Source organism: Flagellimonas aequoris (assembly GCF_003584165.1).
Classification (GTDB): Bacteria; Bacteroidota; Bacteroidia; order Flavobacteriales; family Flavobacteriaceae; genus Flagellimonas; species Flagellimonas aequoris.
On the sequence record NZ_QXFJ01000028.1, the window covers coordinates 56,060 to 78,247 of the forward strand.

At 44.2% G+C, this 22,188-nt stretch carries 22 protein-coding genes and 1 tRNA gene; 12 read left to right on the forward strand and 11 right to left on the reverse strand.

Annotated elements, in window-relative coordinates:
* Positions 1-25: 25 nt before the first annotated feature.
* From D2U88_RS12725 to D2U88_RS12740, 4 genes are all read right to left on the reverse strand, one after another.
* Complete coding sequence (locus D2U88_RS12725) at positions 26-1,039, reverse strand: aspartate-semialdehyde dehydrogenase (RefSeq protein WP_119640953.1); 1,014 nt, start codon at positions 1,037-1,039, stop codon at positions 26-28.
* A gap of 190 nt (positions 1,040-1,229) precedes the next feature.
* A complete protein-coding gene (gene mscL / locus D2U88_RS12730) occupies positions 1,230-1,637 on the reverse strand; it encodes a large-conductance mechanosensitive channel protein MscL (RefSeq protein WP_119640954.1) in 408 nt (135 codons plus the stop codon).
* 74 nt (positions 1,638-1,711) lie between these two features.
* The gene (alr, locus tag D2U88_RS12735) at positions 1,712-2,821 is read right to left on the reverse strand and encodes an alanine racemase (RefSeq protein ID WP_119640975.1); all 1,110 of its coding nucleotides are present in this window, start codon (positions 2,819-2,821) and stop codon (positions 1,712-1,714) included.
* On the reverse strand, positions 2,814-3,458 hold the full coding sequence (locus D2U88_RS12740; protein WP_119640976.1) for a thymidine kinase: 645 nt from the start codon (positions 3,456-3,458) through the stop codon (positions 2,814-2,816). Before D2U88_RS12740 ends, alr begins: the two co-directional genes overlap by 8 nt.
* 156 nt (positions 3,459-3,614) lie before the next feature.
* On the opposite strand from D2U88_RS12740, the gene D2U88_RS12745 reads away from it, so the two are divergent.
* From D2U88_RS12745 to D2U88_RS12765, 5 genes are read left to right on the forward strand one after another with little or no spacing between them, the layout of a single operon-like run.
* Complete coding sequence (locus D2U88_RS12745; RefSeq protein WP_119640955.1) at positions 3,615-4,292, forward strand: hypothetical protein; 678 nt, start codon at positions 3,615-3,617, stop codon at positions 4,290-4,292.
* Between the two features lie 49 nt (positions 4,293-4,341).
* A complete protein-coding gene (gene rsmI / locus D2U88_RS12750; protein ID WP_119640956.1) occupies positions 4,342-5,013 on the forward strand; it encodes a 16S rRNA (cytidine(1402)-2'-O)-methyltransferase in 672 nt (223 codons plus the stop codon).
* Positions 5,014-5,043: 30 nt separating this feature from the next.
* A complete protein-coding gene (locus tag D2U88_RS12755; protein ID WP_119640957.1) occupies positions 5,044-6,075 on the forward strand; it encodes a succinylglutamate desuccinylase/aspartoacylase family protein in 1,032 nt (343 codons plus the stop codon).
* Positions 6,041-7,210 carry a DUF819 family protein gene (locus D2U88_RS12760; protein ID WP_235855786.1) on the forward strand — a complete coding sequence of 390 codons (1,170 nt, stop codon included), beginning with the start codon at positions 6,041-6,043 and terminating at the stop codon, positions 7,208-7,210. The genes D2U88_RS12755 and D2U88_RS12760 overlap by 35 nt, the downstream gene beginning before the upstream one ends.
* Positions 7,211-7,257: 47 nt before the next feature.
* The gene (locus D2U88_RS12765; RefSeq protein ID WP_119640977.1) at positions 7,258-7,839 is read left to right on the forward strand and encodes a uracil-DNA glycosylase family protein; all 582 of its coding nucleotides are present in this window, start codon (positions 7,258-7,260) and stop codon (positions 7,837-7,839) included.
* Positions 7,840-7,842: 3 nt separating this feature from the next.
* Here the strand turns inward: D2U88_RS12765 and D2U88_RS12770 are convergent, their stop codons facing one another.
* Positions 7,843-8,445 carry a carboxymuconolactone decarboxylase family protein gene (locus tag D2U88_RS12770; RefSeq protein ID WP_119640959.1) on the reverse strand — a complete coding sequence of 201 codons (603 nt, stop codon included), beginning with the start codon at positions 8,443-8,445 and terminating at the stop codon, positions 7,843-7,845.
* 55 nt (positions 8,446-8,500) lie between these two features.
* Here D2U88_RS12770 and D2U88_RS12775 point away from each other — a divergent pair, with 55 nt between their 5' ends.
* The 4 genes from D2U88_RS12775 to D2U88_RS12790 all read left to right on the forward strand — a co-directional run bounded on the left by D2U88_RS12775 (position 8,501) and on the right by D2U88_RS12790 (position 12,636).
* Positions 8,501-8,923: an OsmC family protein gene (locus tag D2U88_RS12775; protein WP_119640978.1), complete on the forward strand. Its 423-nt coding sequence runs from the start codon at positions 8,501-8,503 to the stop codon at positions 8,921-8,923.
* A 67-nt stretch (positions 8,924-8,990) separates the two neighbouring features.
* Positions 8,991-9,674 (forward strand): lysoplasmalogenase, encoded by a 684-nt coding sequence (locus D2U88_RS12780; RefSeq protein ID WP_119640960.1) that lies wholly within the window; start codon positions 8,991-8,993, stop codon positions 9,672-9,674.
* Positions 9,675-9,684: 10 nt separating this feature from the next.
* Complete coding sequence (gene recJ, locus D2U88_RS12785; RefSeq protein ID WP_119640961.1) at positions 9,685-11,373, forward strand: single-stranded-DNA-specific exonuclease RecJ; 1,689 nt, start codon at positions 9,685-9,687, stop codon at positions 11,371-11,373.
* A 6-nt stretch (positions 11,374-11,379) separates the two neighbouring features.
* Entirely contained in the window at positions 11,380-12,636 is a 1,257-nt protein-coding gene (locus tag D2U88_RS12790; RefSeq protein WP_119640962.1) for an MFS transporter, read from the forward strand.
* On the opposite strand, the gene D2U88_RS12795 is transcribed toward D2U88_RS12790, so the two are convergent.
* From D2U88_RS12795 to D2U88_RS12810, 4 genes are all read right to left on the reverse strand, one after another.
* Positions 12,633-13,400 (reverse strand): UDP-2,3-diacylglucosamine diphosphatase, encoded by a 768-nt coding sequence (locus tag D2U88_RS12795; RefSeq protein ID WP_119640963.1) that lies wholly within the window; start codon positions 13,398-13,400, stop codon positions 12,633-12,635. The genes D2U88_RS12790 and D2U88_RS12795 overlap by 4 nt on opposite strands.
* A gap of 100 nt (positions 13,401-13,500) precedes the next feature.
* Positions 13,501-14,268, reverse strand: a complete 768-nt coding sequence (locus tag D2U88_RS12800) for an enoyl-CoA hydratase/isomerase family protein (protein ID WP_119640964.1) — start codon at positions 14,266-14,268, stop codon at positions 13,501-13,503.
* Between the two features lie 81 nt (positions 14,269-14,349).
* Entirely contained in the window at positions 14,350-15,684 is a 1,335-nt protein-coding gene (locus D2U88_RS12805; protein ID WP_119640965.1) for an MATE family efflux transporter, read from the reverse strand.
* A 12-nt stretch (positions 15,685-15,696) separates the two neighbouring features.
* Entirely contained in the window at positions 15,697-16,197 is a 501-nt protein-coding gene (locus D2U88_RS12810; RefSeq protein ID WP_119640966.1) for a GNAT family N-acetyltransferase, read from the reverse strand.
* Between the two features lie 53 nt (positions 16,198-16,250).
* Here D2U88_RS12810 and D2U88_RS12815 point away from each other — a divergent pair, with 53 nt between their 5' ends.
* The 3 genes from D2U88_RS12815 to D2U88_RS12825 all read left to right on the forward strand — a co-directional run bounded on the left by D2U88_RS12815 (position 16,251) and on the right by D2U88_RS12825 (position 17,966).
* A complete protein-coding gene (locus tag D2U88_RS12815; RefSeq protein ID WP_119640967.1) occupies positions 16,251-17,048 on the forward strand; it encodes a universal stress protein in 798 nt (265 codons plus the stop codon).
* Positions 17,049-17,104: 56 nt separating this feature from the next.
* Positions 17,105-17,178 (forward strand) — tRNA-Ala (locus tag D2U88_RS12820).
* Positions 17,179-17,258: 80 nt separating this feature from the next.
* Complete coding sequence (locus D2U88_RS12825) at positions 17,259-17,966, forward strand: SDR family oxidoreductase (protein WP_119640979.1); 708 nt, start codon at positions 17,259-17,261, stop codon at positions 17,964-17,966.
* On the opposite strand, the gene D2U88_RS12830 is transcribed toward D2U88_RS12825, so the two are convergent.
* Positions 17,967-20,696, reverse strand: a complete 2,730-nt coding sequence (locus tag D2U88_RS12830; protein WP_119640968.1) for a PD-(D/E)XK nuclease family protein — start codon at positions 20,694-20,696, stop codon at positions 17,967-17,969. It abuts the gene before it with no gap.
* Positions 20,697-20,762: 66 nt separating this feature from the next.
* Complete coding sequence (locus tag D2U88_RS12835; RefSeq protein WP_119640969.1) at positions 20,763-22,121, reverse strand: OmpA family protein; 1,359 nt, start codon at positions 22,119-22,121, stop codon at positions 20,763-20,765.
* Positions 22,122-22,188: the final 67 nt, after the last annotated feature.

A 22,188-nucleotide genomic window follows, 5' to 3' on the forward strand; every position in this document is an offset into this window, starting at 1 on the left:
GCTGCTTGAAAAGCTTTAACGAATTTTATGAAATGGCTTCGGAAGTATTGGAAACCAGATTGTTTTCTACCAAATATTCCGCAATCTGAACGGCATTGGTAGCGGCCCCTTTTCTTAGGTTATCGGCCACGATCCACATGTTCAGGGTGTTGGGTTGGGTCTCGTCCCTTCGGATGCGCCCCACGAAAACCTCATCTTTTCCATTGGCGAACATAGGCATAGGGTAGGTATTGGTGGCCGTGTTATCCTGAACTACCACCCCTGGCATTTCGCTCAATATTTTACGTACTTCGGCTAGATCAAAATCGTTGTGGAATTCCACGTTCACCGACTCGGAGTGCCCTCCGGCTGTAGGGATACGAACAGCCGTTGCCGTAACGGAAAAGGTACGATCGTCCAATATTTTTTGGGGCTCACGGGCCAATTTCATCTCTTCTTTGGTGTACCCATTTTCGAGGAACACATCACAATGGGGCAATGCATTTCTGTTGATGGGATACGGATAGGCCATTTCTCCCTCGATGCCAGCGGCTTCATTTTCCATTTGTTGCACGGCCTTTACACCGGTTCCGGAAACGGATTGATAGGTGGAGACCACCACACGTTTCATTTGGTATTTTTTGTGCAAGGGATCCAACACCATCACTAGTTGAATGGTGGAACAATTGGGGTTGGCAATAATCTTGTCTTCGGGGGTCAACGTATCCGCATTGATTTCTGGTACCACCAATTTTTTGGTGGGATCCATTCTCCAGGCTGAAGAGTTATCGATTACCGTAGTACCAACTTCAGCAAATTTTGGTGCCCATTCCAATGAAGTGTCCCCACCTGCGGAAAAAATGGCGATATCGGGTTGCGCGGCAACGGCATCGGCCAAACCAATTACCGTGTATTCTTCATTTTTATAGGATAGTTTTTTGCCCACGGAACGCTCCGAGGCGACCAACAATAATTCGGTTATGGGGAAGTTGCGTTCTTCCAATACTTTCAACATGACTTCGCCGACCATTCCGGTGGCTCCAACAACTGCTACTTTCATCGTAATCTAATTTCTTCTCGCAAAGGTAGTCCAGTCAATGGTTTAAACAAGCTTTTTCATATTGAATAATCAAAAAATAACAAAATGTTATAAATAAAACAACCATCAACATATCTGCGAAACACATTGATGGTTTTTAATGATTATTGTGGTGTAGCGGTCGTACCGTTTTTATCGATACGTACGATTCTTATTTCTTCAACAAATCGCGAATCTCTGCCAACAACTCCTCTTGGGTAGGCCCTTTTGGAGCTTCTGGTGCAGGCTCTTCCTTCTTTTTCATTTTGTTCACGCCCTTAACGATCATGAACATGACAAAGGCAACGATCAAGAAGTCGATTACATTGGTCAGGAATGCTCCGTACAGTACGGCAATCTCACCGACCGTTTCCCCAGCATCGTTCACGGTACCCGGAGTAATTACGTATTTCAGATCGTTGAAATCCGATTTGAACAATAGGCCTATCAACGGCGAAACAATTCCACCTGTGAAGGATGAAACCACTTTGTTAAAAGCGGCACCCATTACGAAACCTACGGCGATATCCACCAGGTTTCCTTTCATTGCAAAGTCCTTAAACTCTTTTAGAAATCCCATTTTATAGTCAAGTATTGGTTAATCATAACCAAATTAAGGAAAAAAGCGATTTGTCCTTAACAATTTGGATAAAATCAAGGATTTAAAACGAGGCGTTTCACCCGCTGGGAAATGGCCGTGAGAATTTCATAGGAAATAGTTTGGGCCGAAGAAGCAAATTGTTCCGCGGAACTTTCGGGACCAAAAACGATGACTTCATCCCCTTCGGCACAGTCAATGTCCGTAACATCTACCATGATCATGTCCATGCACACATTCCCGATGATGGGGGCTTTTTTCCCATGGATCAGTACGGATGCTTTACCTTTTCCGTACTGTCTACCAATGCCATCCGCATGCCCGATAGGTAATGTAGCGGTTTTTCGAGCACGTTCAGATTTGAAGGCCCTGTTGTACCCCACCGATTCGTTGGCCGGAATTTCATGGATCTGGGATATAATGGTCTTCAGGGTGGCAATGGGTTTCAGTTCAGCATCCACAGCAGCTTCATTTCCATAACCATACAGGCCGATACCGCTTCGGACCATTTCAAATTGGGCTTCGGGATAATTGATGATACCCGAAGTATTGAGCATATGCCGCATGGGAATATGGACCAGCTCTTGGGAAAGTTCATCACTCAATGCCAAAAAGGAATTAATCTGATTGTTACTGAAAGCCTTTTCATCAGGGTCTTCGGATGCAGCCAAATGAGAAAAAGTGGAGACTACCTTCAACTCTTTGCTACCCTTTAAATGGGACACCAGCACATCGATGTCCACTTTTTTAAATCCCAAGCGGTTCAGCCCGGTATTGAACTTGATATGGATGGGATAATTTTCCTGGTTTTTTGTCTTGGCTGCTGAAACAAATTGTTCCAAAATTTTTAGGGAATAGATGTTGGGTTCCAGACAACGGTCTATCATCTCTTCAAAATTTACGGCCAATGGGTGGAGCACTAAAATTGGGGTTTTGATACCAGCATTGCGGAGCAACGAACCTTCCCCAACATAGGCCACGGCAAAATAATCCACACCCAAGCTTTCCAATTTTTTGGCAATGGCCACCATGTCGCTGCCATAGGCAAACGCCTTTACCACAGCCATAAATTTGGTGGTCGGGGCTATTTTGGATCGTAAATAATGGAAATTGTGTTCCAGAGCGGAAAGGTCCAGCACTAAAGTGGTTTCGCCGACCTTATCCATTGAATCCATCTTTTTTGGGATCTATTTCTTCCGATTCCACATCCATTTGACTTACCTTTTCCCTTAGCATGGCCTTAAAAAATGCGGCTCGGCTCAAGGGTTCGTATTCTTCGGTCTCGCCCAAAAGTACCAACTTGTCATTCCGGGATTTTCTAAAACTGTAATTGGCCAGGTTTCCGGTGCGGGTGCAAACTGCATGTACCTTGGTTACATATTCGGCAGTGGCCATAAGTGCGGGCATGGGTCCAAAAGGGTTGCCCTTAAAGTCCATATCCAAACCGGCAACCACTACGCGAACGCCGCGGTTGGCCAAATCATTACATACGGTCACAATCTCATCGTCAAAAAACTGGGCCTCGTCAATACCCACCACGTCACAATCATCAGCCAAAAGACGGATATTTGCCGCCGCAGGTACAGGGGTAGATCGGATTTCATTCGAATCATGGGACACCACCATTTCCTCATGGTAACGGGTGTCCACAATGGGCTTGAAAATCTCCACTTTCTGTTTGGCAAACTGTGCCCTTTTCAGTCGTCGGATGAGTTCTTCGGTCTTTCCAGAAAACATGGAACCGCATATTACCTCAATCCATCCAAACTGTTCTTTATGGTTTACCGTGTTTTCGAGAAACATACCGTATTTTTGAAAGAAATTGTGTGTTTTCCCGTTATATTGGGACAAGCACAAAGCTAGTAAAAAAATGTACCCCTCTCTTTCAATTGAATTTTAACCTTTTGTTCATAGGGGGATTGGCAAAATGATTTTATTTTTATAGGAAAGAAATTAGCTATGATACGGAAATTGCGGGAAGAATTGATAAAACTATCTACAGAGATCATTACGGCGAGAGAGGATTCCGACCTAGCCCAATTATATGACAAGGCCAAGGAAATCTACGAAAAGTTGGCCGTTCTCAAATTCATTGACGAAAAGTTGGCCGATGTTCAGGTCGATGTTTCCAAAAATGTGATTGCTTCAAGGTTTGAAAAAATGGCGAATGCCGTGTTGAGCGGTAATATTGCCGTGCCCGAAAGCAATCCACATGACGAGGACATCATGACGCCAGGGATGGACACCATCAAACACATGGTTTCTGAAATGCCTTCCGATGCTGCGTTGGAACAGGTTTTCGCAGAGTTTGTGGCCAAACCGGAGTTCATTAAAAATGATAAGGAAATCGTTACTCCAACGAGTACGTCTTCATCCAATCCTTCAAAATCCTTGAACGATAAATTGGGCAAGGACCTTCAGGTAGGGTTAAATGATAAGCTTGCCTTTGTGAAGCACTTGTTCAATAACAGCATGGAGGATTATACCAGGGTGTTGTCGCAGTTGAATACCATCGATACCGAGGAACGTTCCATATCCTTCATCAACAATATGGTAAAACCGGAGTACAACAACTGGGAAGGTAAGGAAGAGTATGAGGCCCGGTTCTTTTCTTTGATTGAAAGAAGGTTCGCCTAATTTTTACTTTTCAGATTCCATTTTAACAAGAAGCTAGTACCTTTGGTGTATGGGAAAACTGTATCTGGTTCCAACACCAATAGGAAATCTTGAAGATATGACCCTCCGGGCCATCAAGGTATTGAAGGAGGTGGATGTGGTGTTGGCGGAAGATACCCGAACCAGTGGTAAACTGCTCAAGCATTTCGATATCAGCACACCGCTGCAAAGCCATCACATGCACAACGAGCACAAGCAGGTGGAAGCTTTGGTCCAAAAACTTAAAGGAGGTGCCACATATGCCTTGATTTCCGACGCGGGAACCCCTGCTATTTCAGACCCTGGATTTTTATTGACCCGAGCCTGTGTGGAAAACGATATTGAGGTGGAATGTTTGCCCGGCGCCACGGCCTTTGTACCCGCCTTGGTGAACAGTGGACTTCCGAACGACCGTTTCGTTTTTGAAGGGTTTTTGCCCATAAAAAAAGGACGTCAGACCCGTTTGCAACAATTGGCGGAAGAATCCCGCACCATGGTTTTTTACGAATCGCCCCATAAACTCTTGAAGACCCTTGCCCAATTTGTGGAATATTTTGGGGAGGATAGGCCTGTTTCCGTTTCCAGGGAACTCACCAAATTGTACGAAGAAACCGTGAGAGGTACTATGGAAGAGGTCCTTCAACATTTTACTGAAAAACCTCCTAAAGGAGAATTTGTGGTAGTGGTCGGCGGCAAGAAATAAAGACTATATTTATTTCTAAATTCCAACCCTATGAAAACCAAGGTCTTTGCTTGTTTCTTTTTGATTTGTTCGGCGCTTATCGGTCAAAACAAATACCCCATTGTGGACCAGATCAACCTTTCGGATTACAAGGCTGGTACCATAAACAACATTTGGCTTCAATTGGGGGATGATGGATTTTCCAATCCGATCCTGATTCCCGTGATCATTGCCAAAGGATTCAGTGAAGGAGAAGTAATCGGACTAACAGCCTCCATCCATGGCAATGAACTGAACGGGATTCCCATCATTCAGAACGTGATAGCCTCTTTAGATGCAGCCAAAATGAAAGGGACCGTGGTGGCCATTCCGGGACTGAACCCCTTGGCCATTGCCAACACTCAACGCGAATTCATCGACCTACAAGACCTAAACCGTCTGTTTCCCGGAAAGAAAGATGGCAACCGTTCCCAACAAATGGCCTATCAAATTGCCCAAAAGGTGATTCCCCTTTTCAACTATCATGTGGACTTGCACACGGCAAGTTTCGGGCGGGTAAACAGTCTGTACGGGCGTGGCGATATGCAGGAGGATACCTTGTCGACCATGCTGCGTATTTTGGAGCCGGACATTATTGTTTCCAACAAAGGGGTTGCCAGTTTTGGCGAAGCCAGCGGGCTGACCATGCGGGCGTATGCCATATCCAAAGGTGTAAAGAGTATCACCTTGGAATACGGAAATCCCCAGGTGTACCAACAAGATATGATCGAACGGGGCACCAAGGGAGTTACCGATCTTTTTAAATGGCTCGGCTTTACCCAAGGTACCGTGACCATTCCTCCTGCCAGAAACGTATGTTCCAAATCGTACTGGATCTTTACCCAAAAGGGAGGGTATTTGGATGTATTGGTGGATTTGGGACAAAAAGTAAAAAAAGGAGACCCTATCGGTATTCTAAAAGATCCTTTTGGCGAAGTGGTTGAAGAAGTCAACGCCCCTGAAGATGGCATTGTAATCGGTAAAAGCAGCAACCCGGTCAATATTTCCGGTGGCAGGATTATTCATTTGGGTATTTTGGAATAAGGTCATGGATTGGATTCCTTGGGGCATAACAGTGTTTACGGTGGTCTGTGTTTATTTTTTGGACCGTTGGGAACACAAATGGGTCAAATCCATTTTTGATTGGGTGCCCGCAATTTTGCTCTCCTATATCATTCCCGCCATTATCAGCCATGTATTTGGATGGGACTTTTCCCAATCCAACATCCATGATCTTAGCAAGGATTTTTTCATACCGTTGACCATAGTTGCCGTAATGGCCAGTTTGTCCTTGGGCCAATTAAGGTCCATTGGATACAAACCCATTGTGGTCTTTGTGTCGGGATCTTTTTTTATTGCACTGTTTCCTGTACTATTTGTTATCCTTTTTGAAGAAACGGAACTGATCGCCAACACCCTGTCGGTACATGGTTATTGGAGAGGCGTGCCACCCATCGTGGGAAGTTGGATAGGGGGCAGTACCAGCCAATTGGTGCTCAAAGAGCTCGTGAATTGTCCAGAAGATGTTTTTCTTTCCGTGTTGGTCATGGACAATATTTTGGTCAACGTGTGGACTATTCTGATGTTTCAGACCATCAAAAAAAGTAATGGCCTGAACAAGCTTTTTAGGATAACGGATACCGAGATTCCCGAAAGGATCAACGAACAAAAGGACTTGTTTTTGTCGCCATGGTGGTGTGTAGGCATCTTACTCTTGGCGGTTTTCATGATAAATTTTCTATTGGAATTGTTTGTGGCCAAAGTGGTGATATTGTCCTTTTTAGGGTTGGCCTTGGGCAATTTTGTGCCCCGATGGAATTTTCGGTTTACTCTTAAGTTGGGCACTATCTTGATATTGTTGGTCATGTCGATTTTAGGATTGAAACTCCAGTTTGCCCTATTCGGGTTTGATCTGTCCTTTTTTGGTTTCTTGCTGATTTGGCTTGCGGGACATTTTATTTTTATGCTGATGATAGCTAAACTTTTGAATGTGAACATGGCCTGGGTGCCCATTGCGAGCATGGCAAACGTAGGAGGGATTGCCACTGCTCCTGCAGTTACCTCCGCCTATAGACCCAGTTGGATGCCCCATGCGATCATTCTTGCCATTTTGAGTATGGCCACAGGTACCTTTTGGGGTATGCTCACCATTTTTTTGCTGGAAAAACTCATGGTTTAGGGGATAGGTTGTGCTTGTCACCACGACCTTTTTATAAATTGCCGATTGTGGAAGCGTTATTGGAAAAGATTAGAGATTGTAAGGCATGTTCGGAGCATTTGCCGCTCGGCCCAAGACCTATTGTTGCCGCAAACCCAAAGGCAAGGATTCTTATCATCGGACATGCTCCCGGAACCAAAGTCCACCAAACCGGTATTCCATGGGATGATCAAAGCGGAAAACAGTTACGCAAATGGATGGATGTAACGGACGAGGAGTTTTATGATGAGACCCAAATTGCACAAATGCCCATGGGATTTTGTTATCCCGGTAAGGGAAAATCTGGCGACCTGCCTCCACGACCGGAATGCGCACCTCTGTGGCACCAATCCCTTTTGGAGAAAATGCCCAATTTGAAACTGACACTTCTGATAGGGCAGCATTCACAGCGCTATTACTTGGGAAATGAAAGACAGAAGAATTTAACCGAGACCGTTAAAAACTACAAAGCATATTTGCCTCAATATTTTGTCTTGCCCCATCCATCACCCAGAAATCGGTTTTGGTTGGGCAAAAACCCTTGGTTTGGGGAAGAAGTGTTGCCGGAGTTGAAAGACATAATTGCACACCATCTACGGACCGAGGCCTAAAACTTAGTATTTAGACCCATCATGTTTCCCCTTTTCCCAACCATGTTTTCCCAAAAACTGTTCAGCACTTTCCACGGCCCCATCCTCAATGGAAGTCCCCATGGAATCGTTCCAACGGTTGAGGTAGCCAAACAAGGAGATAACCCCCAACATTTCCACAATTTCCCCTTCGTTCCAAAATTGGTATAGCCGATTCTTGATTTCCTTGGTAACGGCATTTGGGACTTGCGAAGCGGCCAACGAAAAATCGAGTGCGGCACGTTCCGCATCCGAAAAGGCATGATGGGTGCGGTATTCCCAAATATTATCCAATTGCTCCTGCTCGGCACCATAGCGTTCAGCGGCCCTAATGGCATGGGCCTGACAATAGCGACATCCTGTGGCGTTGCTGCTCACCCAGGCAATCATTCGTTTTAGGGCAGAGGTCACGCGACCTTCATTGGCCATCACCGCCTTGTTGAGGTTGATGAAGGCTTTTGAAATGGCTGGCCGATGTTGCATCGTTAATACCGAATTGGGGCAAAACCCCAAGGTTTCATTAAAGAATTCGGCCAGTTTTTTGGTTTCCGGATCGTGATTCGGGTCAAGGGGATTTACTAAAGCCATGGATGATATTTTTAATCGTATTTTTGGACTATACAAGAAACAAAAATTTGACTTCATGACAAATCATATCACAACCACTTGGTTAGGTGGAATGGCGTTTGAAAGCGACAACCCCTCTGGGCATACCTTAAAGATTGATGCGGGACCCGAAAGCGGTGGCGATGGCTCGGGTTTGAGGCCCAAGGCATTGATGTTGTCCTCTTTGGCCGGTTGTTCAGGTCTGGATGTCGCTTCCCTTATCCAAAAAATGAAATTGGAAGTGGATGAATTCAAAATAGATACCATAGCAAACCTTACCGAGGAACATCCTAAATATTACGATTCTGTGGTAATCGAATACCATTTCTCTGGCTCAAACCTTAAAGAGGACAAACTGAAAAAAGCCGTTGATCTTTCTGTGGAAAGATATTGTGGGGTGATGGAAATGTTCCGAAAATTTGCCAAATTGGACATCAAAATCTTGTACCACCATAAATAGGTGCAACGTTTAGGACAATAACCCCTGGCTCCTATTTTAATTTATCAACATTTAAAAGTCTATCAAAATGTGGCTAAGAAAAAATTGGGTTTATGGGTTGTTGTTGGTTTCATGCATATTGGCCATATTAGGGGTTACTACCTCCAACTTTCTTTATAAATCCGGCACGGCAGGAATGGGCATCATCATTTTAATGATGCTTCAGTTCCAAAAAGGCAAAATGTTCAAGGACATTTGGATGATTATTGCGGCATTCCTGTTTTCCATTATCGGGGATTGGCTTCTCTCCAACATGAACGGGGACAGCATGATGTTCGTAAAAGGGATTGCATTGTTCTTTCTGGCCCATGTAGGCTATCTGGCCTACGCCCTTATGAATGGAAGGATCAAATGGGCATTCACGGGAGTGGTACTGGCAGCGTATCTCATATTCTTTTTTGTGATGCTGTACCCGACCTTTACCGATATGGTATTAATGGTTGCCTCTTTGATTTATTTGTTGATTTCCTGTTTTTCACTTGGAGCATCGGTTGGTATGGGGGCAAACGGAGTGGTTAAGTGGAGCTATATCTTTGGGATTATCATGATTTTATTTTCCGATACCATCATTTCCTTTAAGGAATTTATGGATTACCACACCTTCGATTTTTTGATTACGCCAACCTATTACCTCGCCCATATCTGCATCACTTTTTCGCTGATGAAAAGGTTTGAAATGCAAGAAGAATCACCCAAATCTGTCATAAGCTAATACAAAAACCATGCGTTGGACCCTGAAACCGAAACCTACCCAGGAAGATATTGACAATCTTTCCCAGGAACTCAAAGTTGAAAAGCTGATAGCACAGTTGCTTTTGCAAAGAGGCATTACCAATTATGAAGAGGCCAAGGCCTTTTTCCGTCCTGAGCTTGCCGATTTGCATGATCCTTTTTTGATGAAGGACATGGACAAAGCGGTTGTTCGCATTGAGCAGGCCATGGAAAATGAGGAGAACATTTTGGTCTATGGCGATTACGATGTGGATGGCACCACTTCCGTAGCGTTGATGTCTTCCTTTCTGATGGAGTTTTACCCCAATGTGGCCACCTATATTCCCGATCGTTACTCGGAAGGGTATGGAATTTCTTTCCAAGGAATCGATTTTGCCGAGGATAACGATATTTCCTTGGTCATTGCCTTGGACTGTGGCGTAAAGGCGGTGGAAAAAGTACAATATGCCAAGGAAAAAGGTATTGATGTCATCATTTGTGACCACCATAGACCGGGAGACATTTTGCCTGATGCCGTTGCCATTTTGGACCCCAAACAAGAGGCATGTTCCTATCCGTACAAAGAGCTTTGCGGTTGCGGGGTTGGGTTTAAATTGATACAGGCCTTGGGTGTATCCAAGGGAATCACCATAGAACAACTGGTCCCGCTTTTGGATTTGGTGGCCACGGCCATTGCTGCGGATATAGTTCCCATAACGGGTGAAAACCGTGTGTTGGCCTACTTTGGATTGCAGGTCATCAATGCATCACCTAGGATTGGTTTTAAGGCCATCTTGGATCAGGTGAATAAAAAAGAACTGACCATTACCGATGTGGTTTTTATCCTGGCACCAAGGATCAATGCCGCAGGAAGGATGAAACACGGTCAACATGCCGTGAACTTATTGAAAGAAACCGATTTGGCCACTGCGCAAAAATATGCCCAGGAAATTGAGTCCTTCAATGTGGAGCGCAAAAGTTTGGACAAGGAAATTACCGAAGAAGCCCTATTACAGATTCAGAATAACCAGGAAGAAGAGCGCTTTACTTCTGTGGTCTATAACGAAAACTGGCATAAAGGTGTCATTGGAATTGTAGCGTCCCGACTCACCGAAACCTATTACCGACCTACTTTGGTCTTTACCAAAAGTGGCGATAAACTGGCCGCTTCGGCGCGATCCGTAAAAGGATTTGATATCTACAACGCCTTGGAAGAGTGCTCCGATTGTTTGGAACAGTTTGGGGGGCATATGTATGCGGCTGGACTGACCCTGCTTGAGGAACAATATGAAACCTTCAAGCAACAGTTTGAAAAAGTAGTGGCAGACTCCATCGACCCACAATTGTTGCAACCCGAAATCAGCATCGATGCCAAGATAGAGATGGACCAAATTTCACCTAAATTGATGCGCATCCTAAAACAGTTCGCGCCATTCGGTCCTGGGAACATGACCCCGATTTTTATGGCCGAGGGACTAAAGGATTCTGGTTACGCACGTGGAGTTGGGGAAGACGAAAAACATTTAAAATGTGCCCTCTATCAGAATGGGTCAACACCGATTGGTGCCATTGGGTTCAATCTTGGAAATAAAATGGGTCTAGTGAAGAGTGTAAAACCTTTCGATGCCGTATTTTCGCTTGATGAAAATGAATGGAACGGAACGGTGAGCCTTCAACTGAAACTAAGAGACATTCGCTAGACATTTATGGATCCATACGCCGCGCTCCGATATAGGGAGTTCAACATTTTTTTATTGGTTCGTTTTGCCATGGTATTTGCGTGGTCCATGCAGTTTATCGTAATCGAGTGGCAAGTATATTCCTTGACCAAAGATCCCCTTTCCTTGGGTATCATCGGACTGATGGAGGTGATTCCCGCTGTGGGAATGGCCTTGTTTGCTGGTCACATCGTGGATCAACGGGAAAAGCGCAACCTTTTGGTGACTTGTATCGCAGGATTTTCCGTGATAAGTCTGGGATTGTTTGTGTTGAGTTGGCCAGGATTACAGGAATCTTGGGCACCGAAAAAAATCCTCTATTCCATTTATGCCTTGGTATTTTTGGGGGGATTGGTGCGTTCGTTTTTAGGTCCCACGATATTCTCCTTGATCGCTTTGATCGTTCCCAAAAAAATATATCCCAACGCAGCCACGTGGAGTAGTTCCACTTGGCAATTGGCCTCGGTATTGGGTCCTGCATTGGCCGGTTTCTCCATCAGTTGGATTGGGGTGCATTGGAGCATGTGTGTCATTTTCGGATTTTCTTTGATGGCGCTACTCTTTCTTTTTCAAATACCAAAAAAACCCATTTTGAACCCTAAGATCGGGGAACCTGTTTTTCAAAGCTTGAAGGACGGTCTCAAATTCGTGTTCGGCAGCAAGGCCATTTTTGGCGCACTGACCTTGGATATGATTGCAGTACTTTTTGGTGGGGCCGTGGCGCTATTGCCTGTTTATGCCCAAGATATTTTACACGTAGGTTCTGAAGGATTTGGCATTTTAAGGGCCGCTCCGGCCATTGGAGCATCTCTCACCATGTTGGGTTCCACGCGTTTTCCACTACATAAAAATGCTGGAAAAAAATTGTTGCTGGCCGTATTTGCTTTTGGAATTTGTATCATCGTATTCGGGGTTTCCGAATTGTTCTGGCTTTCCGTTGTAGCGTTGTTCCTCAGTGGAGCGGTGGATGGGGTTTCCATGATTATCCGCCAGACCATCCTACAATTGAAGACACCTGACAATATGAGGGGAAGGGTAGCTTCGGTAAACTCAATGTTCGTGGGTTCTTCCAATGAGTTGGGGGCTTTTGAAAGTGGTTTAGCCGCAAAATTATTGGGTACCGTTACCGCAGTGGTGTTTGGAGGATGCATGACCATTTTAACAGTGGGTACCACCGCCATCATTTCGCCTACATTTAGAAGGTTGGATCTTCAAAAGGATATTGACGAGCACGAAAAGGATTAAGCTTCCAATTTCTGCAAAGTCAATTTTTTTCCATCAAAAATGGCATAGGTAAAATAGGAAATCCAATCGCCTAAGTTGGTATAGGTAGATTTTTCATTGAGTTGGATCTCTAACGGAAGGTGCCTGTGTCCGAAAATGAAGTGATCGTAATGTTGCTGTTCCAGTTTTCGTTTGGCATACAGGATGAGCCATTCTTTGTCCTCGCCCAAAAAAGTGGCATCGGCCTCCCCGGAAATGATCTTGTTGTTCACGGATAGATGTTGCCCCAAACGAACACCCCAATCAGGGTGCAGCCACCTGAAAAACCATTTGGCCACTGGATTGGTGAACACCTTTTTCATCCGTTTGAACCCTTTGTCATGTGGACCTAGTCCATCTCCATGTCCAATGAAGAAGGAAGTATTGTTGATCAAAAACTGTTGTGGTTTGTGGTATACGGGAATGTTGAACTCTTCCTCAAAATAACCGTTCATCCATAGATCATGGTTGCCCACAAAATAGGTAATTTGGATACCCATATCCGAAAGCTCCGCCAATTTGCCCAAGGTACGTGTGAACCCTTTGGGGACAACGGTCCTGTATTCAAACCAAAAGTCGAAGAGGTCGCCCATCAAAAAAATGGCATGTGCATCATGCTTGATGGAATCCAGCCAAGCCACGAACTTTTTTTCCCGCGGCAGACTGTCCTTTCGGGTGGGTGCCCCGAGGTGATTATCACTTGCGAAATAGACCTTTTTGCCTTCCGGCAAGGTAATATCCTTCATCTATCTTTTGAACTTTCTGTCGTTGCGTATTTTATTGACTACATAGACCACAACTAGGACCACGACCAATAGGGGGAAGATACTTCTCATTTTTCTATATTTATTTTTTAAACTTTTCCAATGCTTTTTTAGTGTTTGGTGACAGCGCCAATTTTCCGGAAGCCTCGGCGCGCTCCAAAAGGAGCTTGTCCCAATGTTCGGTTCCTTCCCAAAGTACCCTCTTCATTTCTGATAGGGCTTCGGGATTGTAAGTGGCCAATTTTTGAAGATGGATGTCCAACTCCTTGTCCATTTCCGATATGGAGTCATAAACTTTGGCATATAGTCCCTTTTCCTTGGCCCAATACGCATTTTTCCACTCCGTGGGATATAAGGAGAGCTCGGCCAACGCAGCCTTGCCCATTTTTCGCTCTACGGCCGGGGCAATCACAAACGGCCCGATTCCAATGGAGATCTCCGATAATTTGATGGCGGCTTCCACAGTGGCGTGTACATAATCGCAGGCCGCTGCCAAACCGACCCCTCCGCCAACGGTCTTGCCCTGTACCCGCCCGATGATGGGCTTAGGACAGTTACGCATGGCATTGATGACATTGGCAAATCCACTAAAAAATTGTTTGCCTTCCTCAAGATTGGAAATGGCTACGAGTTCATCAAAGGATGCCCCAGCACAAAAGGCGCGATCACCTTCGGATTTTAGGACAATAATGGACACCTCGCTGTTAACCGCAAGCCTATCAAACTCTTTGGTCAATCGGTCCAACAATTCAGAAACAAAGGAATTACTGGCAGGATGGCCAAACTCCACGGTGGCGATTCCGTTTTCTATTTTGGTGTATAAACTTCCGTTGACTCTATCTGTGGACATGTTTCAATGAACAATTTACAATGAGCAATAAACAATTATCAGCTGTCTTGAATCTGATGTCTGACCTTTGACGCTGCTAAATTACGGGTTTTGAACCAAGGGCCTGAATTTTCTATCAAATTTCCAAAGTAAAGCAAACCCCCGAATTAACATCCAAATGACAAAGGCTACCCAAATAGCATAAAAACCCCACCCCAAAAATTTACCGAGATAGAGACAGGGCACAAATCCCAAAAAGGTTGCAGTGAGCAACACATTCCGTAAATATTTCATTTCTCCCAATCCCTTGAAAAGTCCATCAAACACAAAAGCCAGAGTGTTCATGGGCAATCCAAAAATCACGATATAGAATATGCCGTAAAAGGTATCAAGCACCAAGGTGTCGTTGGAAAAAAGATGACCAATTGGGTGGTAGAAGAGGAATCCGCCCATCATCAAAATGAAACTGACTATCATGCCATACAACACAATTTTTTTGGCCAATTTCCAAAGCCCATCGTAATCGCCTGCTCCCAAAAGTTTTCCGCCCATACTGTTTCCGGCAGCTGCAAAACCATCAATAAAAAATGCTGCGAACAACCATAGGTTGATGGCAATCGTGTGTGCCCCGATGAAACGATCACCCAGGGCGGTGGCTTCGCGAACGGCCAGGATCAAAGCTACGTTAAGAGCAATGGCACGGACAAAAAGATTGAGGCTCATAAAAACGACCCGTTTCAGTTCTTTATTGAGCGGGAAGACCAACTTCATGCTGATTTCGGTTTTTTTCATCAATAGGGCAAAGGCCAAAAGGGCCATAATGGCTTGGGAGATCAAACTGGCCCATGCAGCACCTTCCAGATACATGGCAGGAATCCATCCTTCCACTCCATAGACCAAAAGAAAATCGAGGCCAATGTTCAAGACCGCCCCAATAATGGCTATGACCATGGGATAAAAGGTATTCTGCAGGCCTCGAAAAATGCCAAATATGGCAAAAGTGAAAAGCGTCAACGGAAATCCCCAAACCCGAATGGAATAATAAGAGACACAGTAATTCAATATTTTTCCAGCAGCATTAAAGAGTGTAAAGATTTCCTCGATGACAAAAACCGTGGAGACCAACACCACCACGCTCAACAAAATGTTGAAGAAAATGGCCTGAGCGGGAAGATGTTTTACTTCTTCCAACCTTCCTGCCCCCAAATATTGAGATATGATGGCGGAAATGGAACTACGGGTCTGTCCCAAGACCCAAATCAGCATCGACAAAAACGAACCCACAATACCCGCCGCGGCCAACGACTCCAGACTATCCGTTGGGATATTGCCCACAATGGCCGTATCCGTAATGGAAAGAATCGGCTCCGCAATGCCCGATATGGTGGCCGGGATTGCCAATTGGTTGATGGTCTTAAAATTTACCTGTGTGCTCAAATCGTTGGCAAGTTACAGCACCAATTCGTAACAATGAAAGGGATGTTCGCTTTGTTTGGGAAAGAAGATGTCCCCCAACTTTTGATAGCCCCTTTGCTCATAGAATAGCTGGTTTCGCTGGTTCTGTGAAAAGGTGTCCAAGCGTACGGAGACAAAATGATTCTTTTTGGAATAATCTTCTGCAAAATCCATCAGTTGTTGTGCCAAGCCTTTACCTTGATGCTCGGGGTGCACGGAAAGACGATGGATGTAGGTGCTGTTGCCATTTGGGGTGAGCCATTGGATGGGTCGGTATTCCTCGTCCATAAAAGTGGAAACCACAATGGTGCCCAATACGGAACCATTTTCCTCGATGACATACAGTTCTTCCCGTTCCACATCTTTAAGAAAAGCTGCTTTGGAAGGATAATGCTCGTTCCACTGATAAATGCCGTTTTGCTCCATTTTTAGGGCACATAATCGGGTAATGGATAAGATATCGGGTATTTCAGATATCTTTGCGCGTCGTATCATTGATTCGTTTCAATTTAATTGTAAATTTAAGGTTTAATCATAATCGCCAAACCATGAACAACATTCTTGTACCGATCGGGACTTCCCCGGATTCTTCAAAAACATTGCAATATGCCGTTGATTTTGCCACAAATTTTGGTGCCAAGATTTATGTGATGGATGTATTTTCGGTTACCACAGCAGTGGGGAGCTTGGCGAATGTGGAAGAAAAAGTGGCCAAAAGCGGTAAGGAGCATTTGAAGGAGGTGATCGACCAAGTGGACACGAAGCATGTGGAGATTAAGATTGCCACCTATAATGGAGATATTGTGGATGGTCTGAACGATATTAACAAAGAACTTGGTATCGATCTGATCATTATCGCGCCAAGAAGCAATGATATCCAAGAAGAACTGTATTTGGGAAATACTTCGGGACGAATCATCAAACAGACCGACATCCCAACCTTGATCGTGCCCAAAGGGACCACTTTTAAGCCGATCAAAAAGATAATGACCGCCTTTGGATCCGGTATTTTGAAAAGGAGCAGTATTCTGAGTCCGTTAGTGACCATCAAGAACAAGTTTAAGTCGGAGGTAAGCCTTTTGTTGGTGAAAAGACCGGGGTATTCCGAGGATGACCTAAAGGTCAACACCGCCCTTTTGGATTTGAGCAAGAAACTGACCATTACCGAAAATGCTACCACTTATTTGGGAGTGACCGAGTTTTACCATGAAGAGCATCCGGATATGCTGTGTGTTTTTAGAAGAAAACGTGGGTTCTTCAAAAAGCTTTGGGAGAAGAACACCATTCTGAAGTCGGAATTTTATGTGCCGGTGCCCGTATTGGTGTTGAGCGTTAAAAAAGATTAAGGAAGGGCCGTAAATTTTGATACTTTCAGAAAAAGTATTTCCTTTGCGCTCTCTTTGGGGGATTAGCTCAGTTGGCTAGAGCGCTTGCATGGCATGCAAGAGGCCACCGGTTCGAATCCGGTATTCTCCACTAAACATTAACCATCCTTTAGGATGGTTTTTTTGTTTTTGCCCTTCTCTTTTTTAAACTTTACTTCAAAATACATTATCATGAGTTTACTTGGAAAAGTGGCCTACATTACCGGGGGCACAAAAGGAATAGGATATGGAATCGCGGAAAGCCTTTTGGAGCAAGGCATGAAAGTGGCCATTAGTGGGAGAAGTCCCAAAAGCGTAGAAGAAGCTTTAAAAAACTTCAACAATGATAATGTTTTGGGATTGGTCTCCGATGTATCCAAGTTGGAAGATGAAGTGAAGGCGGTAAAAGCCGTATTGGAGAAATGGGGACGATTGGATGTGGTCATGGCCAATGCTGGGGTTGGACATTTTGCCCCAATTGATGAAATGTCAGATAAGGACTGGCACCAAATGATCGACACCAACTTAAATGGGGTCTTCCACACCTTGAAAGCGTCTGTGGAGGCACTCAAAGAGTCTGAAGGGTATTATATGACCTTGGCCAGTTTGGCGGGCACCAACTTTTTTGCAACCGCCGCCGGGTACAACGCTACCAAGTTTGGGGTAGTAGGTTTTACCCAGGCTGCCATGTTGGATCTTAGAAAGTACAACATCAAGGTAACCACCATAATGCCAGGTTCCGTGGCCACCCATTTTAACGATCATGTACCCTCGGATCAAGATGCTTGGAAAATACAACCAGAGGATATTGGACAATTGGTGGTGGACTTGTTGTTGATGCACCCACGGACCTTGCCCAGCAAAATTGAGGTACGTCCTACTCGCCCCGATTTGAAATAATCAATCCGTTTTTTCGGTCAGGGGAATTTCAACAGCACAGATTTCGCAGATAAGACGATTCAAGTACCTTTCGAAAGTTGAAAGGGTCTGCTGATCAATAATTGGATTTTTGTCTTCGGTGAAGGAGAACAATCCTTGACTCAAACTTTTAAAGGAATAAATGCCTGCCTTCATCTGCTGAACGGGATGTTTTTTGGCATACAGGTAGGCATAACAAAGCAATTGGAAGGCCTTGCTTTTGTCATAATTGGTGATGAGTTCTTCCCAATCCGTGATTTTCACGTTTTTCGGCTCTACCTTGCCGGTTTTGTAGTCGATGATGCGTAGAGTTCCATCCACTTCATCCACGCGGTCCAAAGTACCTTTCAAGGTGATGGGAAAATCCAAGGAAGGAATGTTTAGCTTTTCCACGTATTTCTGCTCCAAGGCCAACAACTTTATTTGGTGCTTTTTCACCTCTTCCAGTTCCAACTCGATAAAGTTGGTGAGATACTTCACGATGACATTGTACACCAAAAGGTACTTCCCTTTTTTAATGTCAACTCCTGCTAGGGTTCCCTGAAATTGCTGTTCAACAATGGCTGAAACCTTCGGCTTTAAGGCGGAAATATTGTCCTTGGTCAATAGCGTTCCGACCAAAGGCGTGTACAATTGCTCCAAACTGTCGTGGACTATGGTGCCGAACGTATTGGCTGCAATGTTCTCCTCCACTTCTTCCAAGTCATTGATTTTCAAAATATTCCTAGTGTAGAAATCAATGGGATTTTTGATGTAATTGGTCAAAGAAGTAGGGGAAAACCCATTTAGGGCAAACGCCTTGATGTCCTCCAGCAATGCACCTTGTTTAAATAGTTCCACAGGTGGTCTGGGGTCAATTTTCACCTGCGGGGATGAAATGGTATGGTGAATGTAGGGCTTTAGATTTTCATCGGTCAACAATTGTGTGATAAGTCTGCTTTTTTCTCCTCCCTCAAGTACATCGGGTTCGGTATTGTAGATAATATAAACGTTTTTGGCCCGCTGTATGAGCCTGTAAAAGTGATAGGTATAGATAGCGTCCTTTTCTTTATAGGTAGGGAGGCTGTAGTCCCGCTTTACATCAAACGGAATAAAGGAATTGTTGGACTTGCCCGAAGGTAGGATTCCCTCATTAACCGAAGTGATGATGACGGTTTTAAAGTCTAGGTTTCGGCTCTCCAACATCCCCATGATCTGAAGACCTGTCAAGGGTTCCCCGATAAAATCCAAGGTTTCCATTGATGCCAATTGCTTGAACAGGTTTTTGACCGATTTCAGTTCTGACACAAAATCCACACCATCCAGGTATTGGTCCAATTGATTGAACAGGGAATAGAACCGGTACAGGTATTCCAGCTCTAGGGAGTTTTGTTGGGCCTGATAGATATCCTTCAATTTCTGGATCAGTTGTAAACTATTGTGGATCCATTGTTTTGGGTTGATGCTTTTTTTTGGGAAAAGAATGGAGAGCGTTTCCTCTACACCTTCATATTTGGTGAGCGTTCTCTCCGTAACATACAACCAATTCCCTTCTTTGATATCCTTGGCCATCAATCTGGCAAAATCGATTTTTTGGGCGGAAGAGATGGTCAACAAATAAGGATTGGCCAACAACTCCAACACATTTTTATAGAACCACCCTCTATCCGAAACACCAATGTTGACTTCTAAAAAGGTTAAAAAGAAGGAGTATAGCACAGTTTTATTCAAAGGGAGACCCATAGTGATGTTCACATGGTCAATGTCTTTGGGAACGGCTTTCAACATGGGGTCCAACAAAGTTTCATCTGCAAGGATCACTGCGGTGTTTTGCAGGTCTACGCCTTTTTCAGAATCCATTCGTTGCAAGAGCTGACCTACGTATTTCGTTTGGGAGATGCTTTTCGGGACCCCGGTTATCTCAATGTGCTTTTCAGTAAGAAAACTGTTTTGGGGCTCAATTTTAGATTGATGGATATAATAGGGCCATTCCCGTTGGTAATTTCTGATGAACAGTCCTGCATCGTGTACAGGGTCGTTCAGGAAATAGGAGTCGATGTCCCAATAGACATATGTGTTGCCATGCTCTAGGTAATGCTGAATGATAGTTGCCTCAGCATTGTTTAGGGCATTGAATCCCACAAAAATTACAGGATGTTCGGGATGGGCCACATGGCTTTTGTCCAATTTTTCCACGGCCACTCGCTGAACCAAACCTTGGTAGGCCCTTTTCTGTTCCAGCAAAGTTGAGGTGAACTCCTGGTATATTCGCTCCAAACTACCCCAGAGTTGAAGGTAGTTTTCAATGATTTCGGTTTTTTCCTTTTTAAGGGACCAATGGTTGAGTTCCTTGATTGCGGAGAGATAATTGAGGATATCCTTTGCGGGGATCAAATACCCGTCAATATCATTAAAATCCAATAGCAAGGTCTGCCCCCATTTGATGAAAGAGGAAAAATCATCATGCTGTTTAATGCCTGAATTTTTGTAGACATCAAAAAGTAACAAGAGCAAATCTATATTGGTTGCCTGGTTTAAACCTGAAATGTCCCCAATAAAATCCTGGATGGACAGGATCTGTGGACAAAAGATATTTTGTTCGAGCCTTTGGGAAATATGTCTTTTTAAAAAGGTCCCGGAACGTTTACTGGGTAGCACAAAGGTGCATGAAGCAATAGGCAATTGCTTTTTTTCCAGGTCATCCAGAACATATTCTAGAAAGGTTTCGTGCATGTATTAAAAATAAAAAAGGCCCTGCATTTGCAGGGCCTTTTCAAAGAAAACTTTTGCTTTCCTTTATTATTTCACCAAGTTGATTTCAACTCGTCTGTTTTGTGCTCTACCAGCTCTTGTGTTGTTGGTAGCGATTGGCTTGGATTCACCGTAACCAATGGCAGTCAATCTGCTAGCAGAAATTCCTTTGTCGATCAAGAAGTCCCTAACAGAGTTAGCTCTCTTTTCAGATAGTGCTTGGTTAGTAGCATCACTACCTTGGCTATCAGTGTGTCCTTCTACAGTGAACTTGGCGTTAGGATACTCGTTCAAGATTTGGATGATGTCAACCATTACAGAAGTAGATTCTGCTTTGATGGAAGATTTACCAGTATCGAACAAGATAGTTCTAGCGTAATCGTTCAATTGTTTTTGAACTTCTTCGGTTACTTCTGGACAACCGTTGTTAGCAACAGTACCGGCAACCTCTGGACATTGATCGTCTTTGTCAAGAACACCGTCACCATCAGAATCTGGCCATGGGCATCCTTTGTTGGCAGCAGGACCAGCTTCGTTTGGACAAGCGTCATCTTTATCGGCAACACCGTCACCGTCAGCATCAGGACATCCAGCTAGAGAAGCAAGACCTGGAGTGCTTGGACAAGCATCGTCTTTATCAGCGATACCATCACCGTCAGAATCAGGACAACCGTTCAATTCTTTTGGACCAGCAGCGTTAGGGCAGCTATCTTTAGAATCTTCGATACCGTCACCGTCAGAATCAGGACAACCATTGAAAGCTTCCAAACCAGCAACTTCTGGGCAAGCATCATCTTTGTCGTAAATACCATCACCATCAGTATCGGTACCACCGAACTTGATGCTGATACCAGCCATATGTTGGAAGTGACGTACAAGATAATCTTCAAAAGCATGCTTGTATTGTGTTTGAAGAGTCAGACCAACATTTTCGGAAAACCAAAAGTTAACACCGACACCTCCGTTTACGGTTCCAGCACCAATTTCATCGATCCAAGTATAACCACCGCCCACTTCTACGAAAGGATCGATAGTTGTATTTTTAAGGATATTGTATTTGATTGTACCATCGATAGCATAGTGCGAAAGGTCATCAACAGACATATCTCCAATTTTTTCGATTCTGTTCAAAGAACCTCTTGCACCTACAGAGAAACCATCACCAATATACTTGGAAACGCCAACGTAAGAAACAGAAGGCAAGATGTTCCAGTGGTCAGATACATTGAAGTACTCATCGAACAATGTACTGCTTGAATATGGATTGTTGCTATCGTTGGTAGGATAAGCGTCTATCGCATTAACCCCAATGCTTACTTGCCATGGGTTATTCTCGTCTTGCGCTTGTATGCTGTTAACCCCTACAAAAACTAAGGCAACAACCAATAATTTGCTAAGATGTTTCATGCTCAAAATTTTAAGTTTAAGTGTTTATCAGCAGCAAATGTAAGTTGTTAAGACTTATTAACAAAAT

Excerpts from the sequence above, each read along its gene's own strand:
- D2U88_RS12790 (WP_119640962.1), top strand. The coding sequence starts at position 11,380 with ATGGATCCATACGCCGCGCTCCGATATAGGGAGTTCAACATTTTTTTA.
- D2U88_RS12835 (WP_119640969.1), bottom strand. The coding sequence starts at position 22,121 with ATGAAACATCTTAGCAAATTATTGGTTGTTGCCTTAGTTTTTGTAGGG.
- D2U88_RS12795 (WP_119640963.1), bottom strand. The coding sequence starts at position 13,400 with ATGAAGGATATTACCTTGCCGGAAGGCAAAAAGGTCTATTTCGCAAGT.
- D2U88_RS12725 (WP_119640953.1), bottom strand. The coding sequence starts at position 1,039 with ATGAAAGTAGCAGTTGTTGGAGCCACCGGAATGGTCGGCGAAGTCATG.
- D2U88_RS12830 (WP_119640968.1), bottom strand. The coding sequence starts at position 20,696 with ATGCACGAAACCTTTCTAGAATATGTTCTGGATGACCTGGAAAAAAAG.
- D2U88_RS12815 (WP_119640967.1), top strand. The coding sequence starts at position 16,251 with ATGAACAACATTCTTGTACCGATCGGGACTTCCCCGGATTCTTCAAAA.
- mscL (WP_119640954.1), bottom strand. The coding sequence starts at position 1,637 with ATGGGATTTCTAAAAGAGTTTAAGGACTTTGCAATGAAAGGAAACCTG.
- alr (WP_119640975.1), bottom strand. The coding sequence starts at position 2,821 with ATGGATAAGGTCGGCGAAACCACTTTAGTGCTGGACCTTTCCGCTCTG.
- D2U88_RS12800 (WP_119640964.1), bottom strand. The coding sequence starts at position 14,268 with ATGTCCACAGATAGAGTCAACGGAAGTTTATACACCAAAATAGAAAAC.
- recJ (WP_119640961.1), top strand. The coding sequence starts at position 9,685 with ATGCGTTGGACCCTGAAACCGAAACCTACCCAGGAAGATATTGACAAT.
- D2U88_RS12775 (WP_119640978.1), top strand. The coding sequence starts at position 8,501 with ATGACAAATCATATCACAACCACTTGGTTAGGTGGAATGGCGTTTGAA.
- D2U88_RS12810 (WP_119640966.1), bottom strand. The coding sequence starts at position 16,197 with ATGATACGACGCGCAAAGATATCTGAAATACCCGATATCTTATCCATT.
- D2U88_RS12745 (WP_119640955.1), top strand. The coding sequence starts at position 3,615 with ATGATACGGAAATTGCGGGAAGAATTGATAAAACTATCTACAGAGATC.
- D2U88_RS12740 (WP_119640976.1), bottom strand. The coding sequence starts at position 3,458 with ATGTTTCTCGAAAACACGGTAAACCATAAAGAACAGTTTGGATGGATT.
- D2U88_RS12780 (WP_119640960.1), top strand. The coding sequence starts at position 8,991 with ATGTGGCTAAGAAAAAATTGGGTTTATGGGTTGTTGTTGGTTTCATGC.
- D2U88_RS12755 (WP_119640957.1), top strand. The coding sequence starts at position 5,044 with ATGAAAACCAAGGTCTTTGCTTGTTTCTTTTTGATTTGTTCGGCGCTT.
- D2U88_RS12770 (WP_119640959.1), bottom strand. The coding sequence starts at position 8,445 with ATGGCTTTAGTAAATCCCCTTGACCCGAATCACGATCCGGAAACCAAA.
- rsmI (WP_119640956.1), top strand. The coding sequence starts at position 4,342 with ATGGGAAAACTGTATCTGGTTCCAACACCAATAGGAAATCTTGAAGAT.
- D2U88_RS12825 (WP_119640979.1), top strand. The coding sequence starts at position 17,259 with ATGAGTTTACTTGGAAAAGTGGCCTACATTACCGGGGGCACAAAAGGA.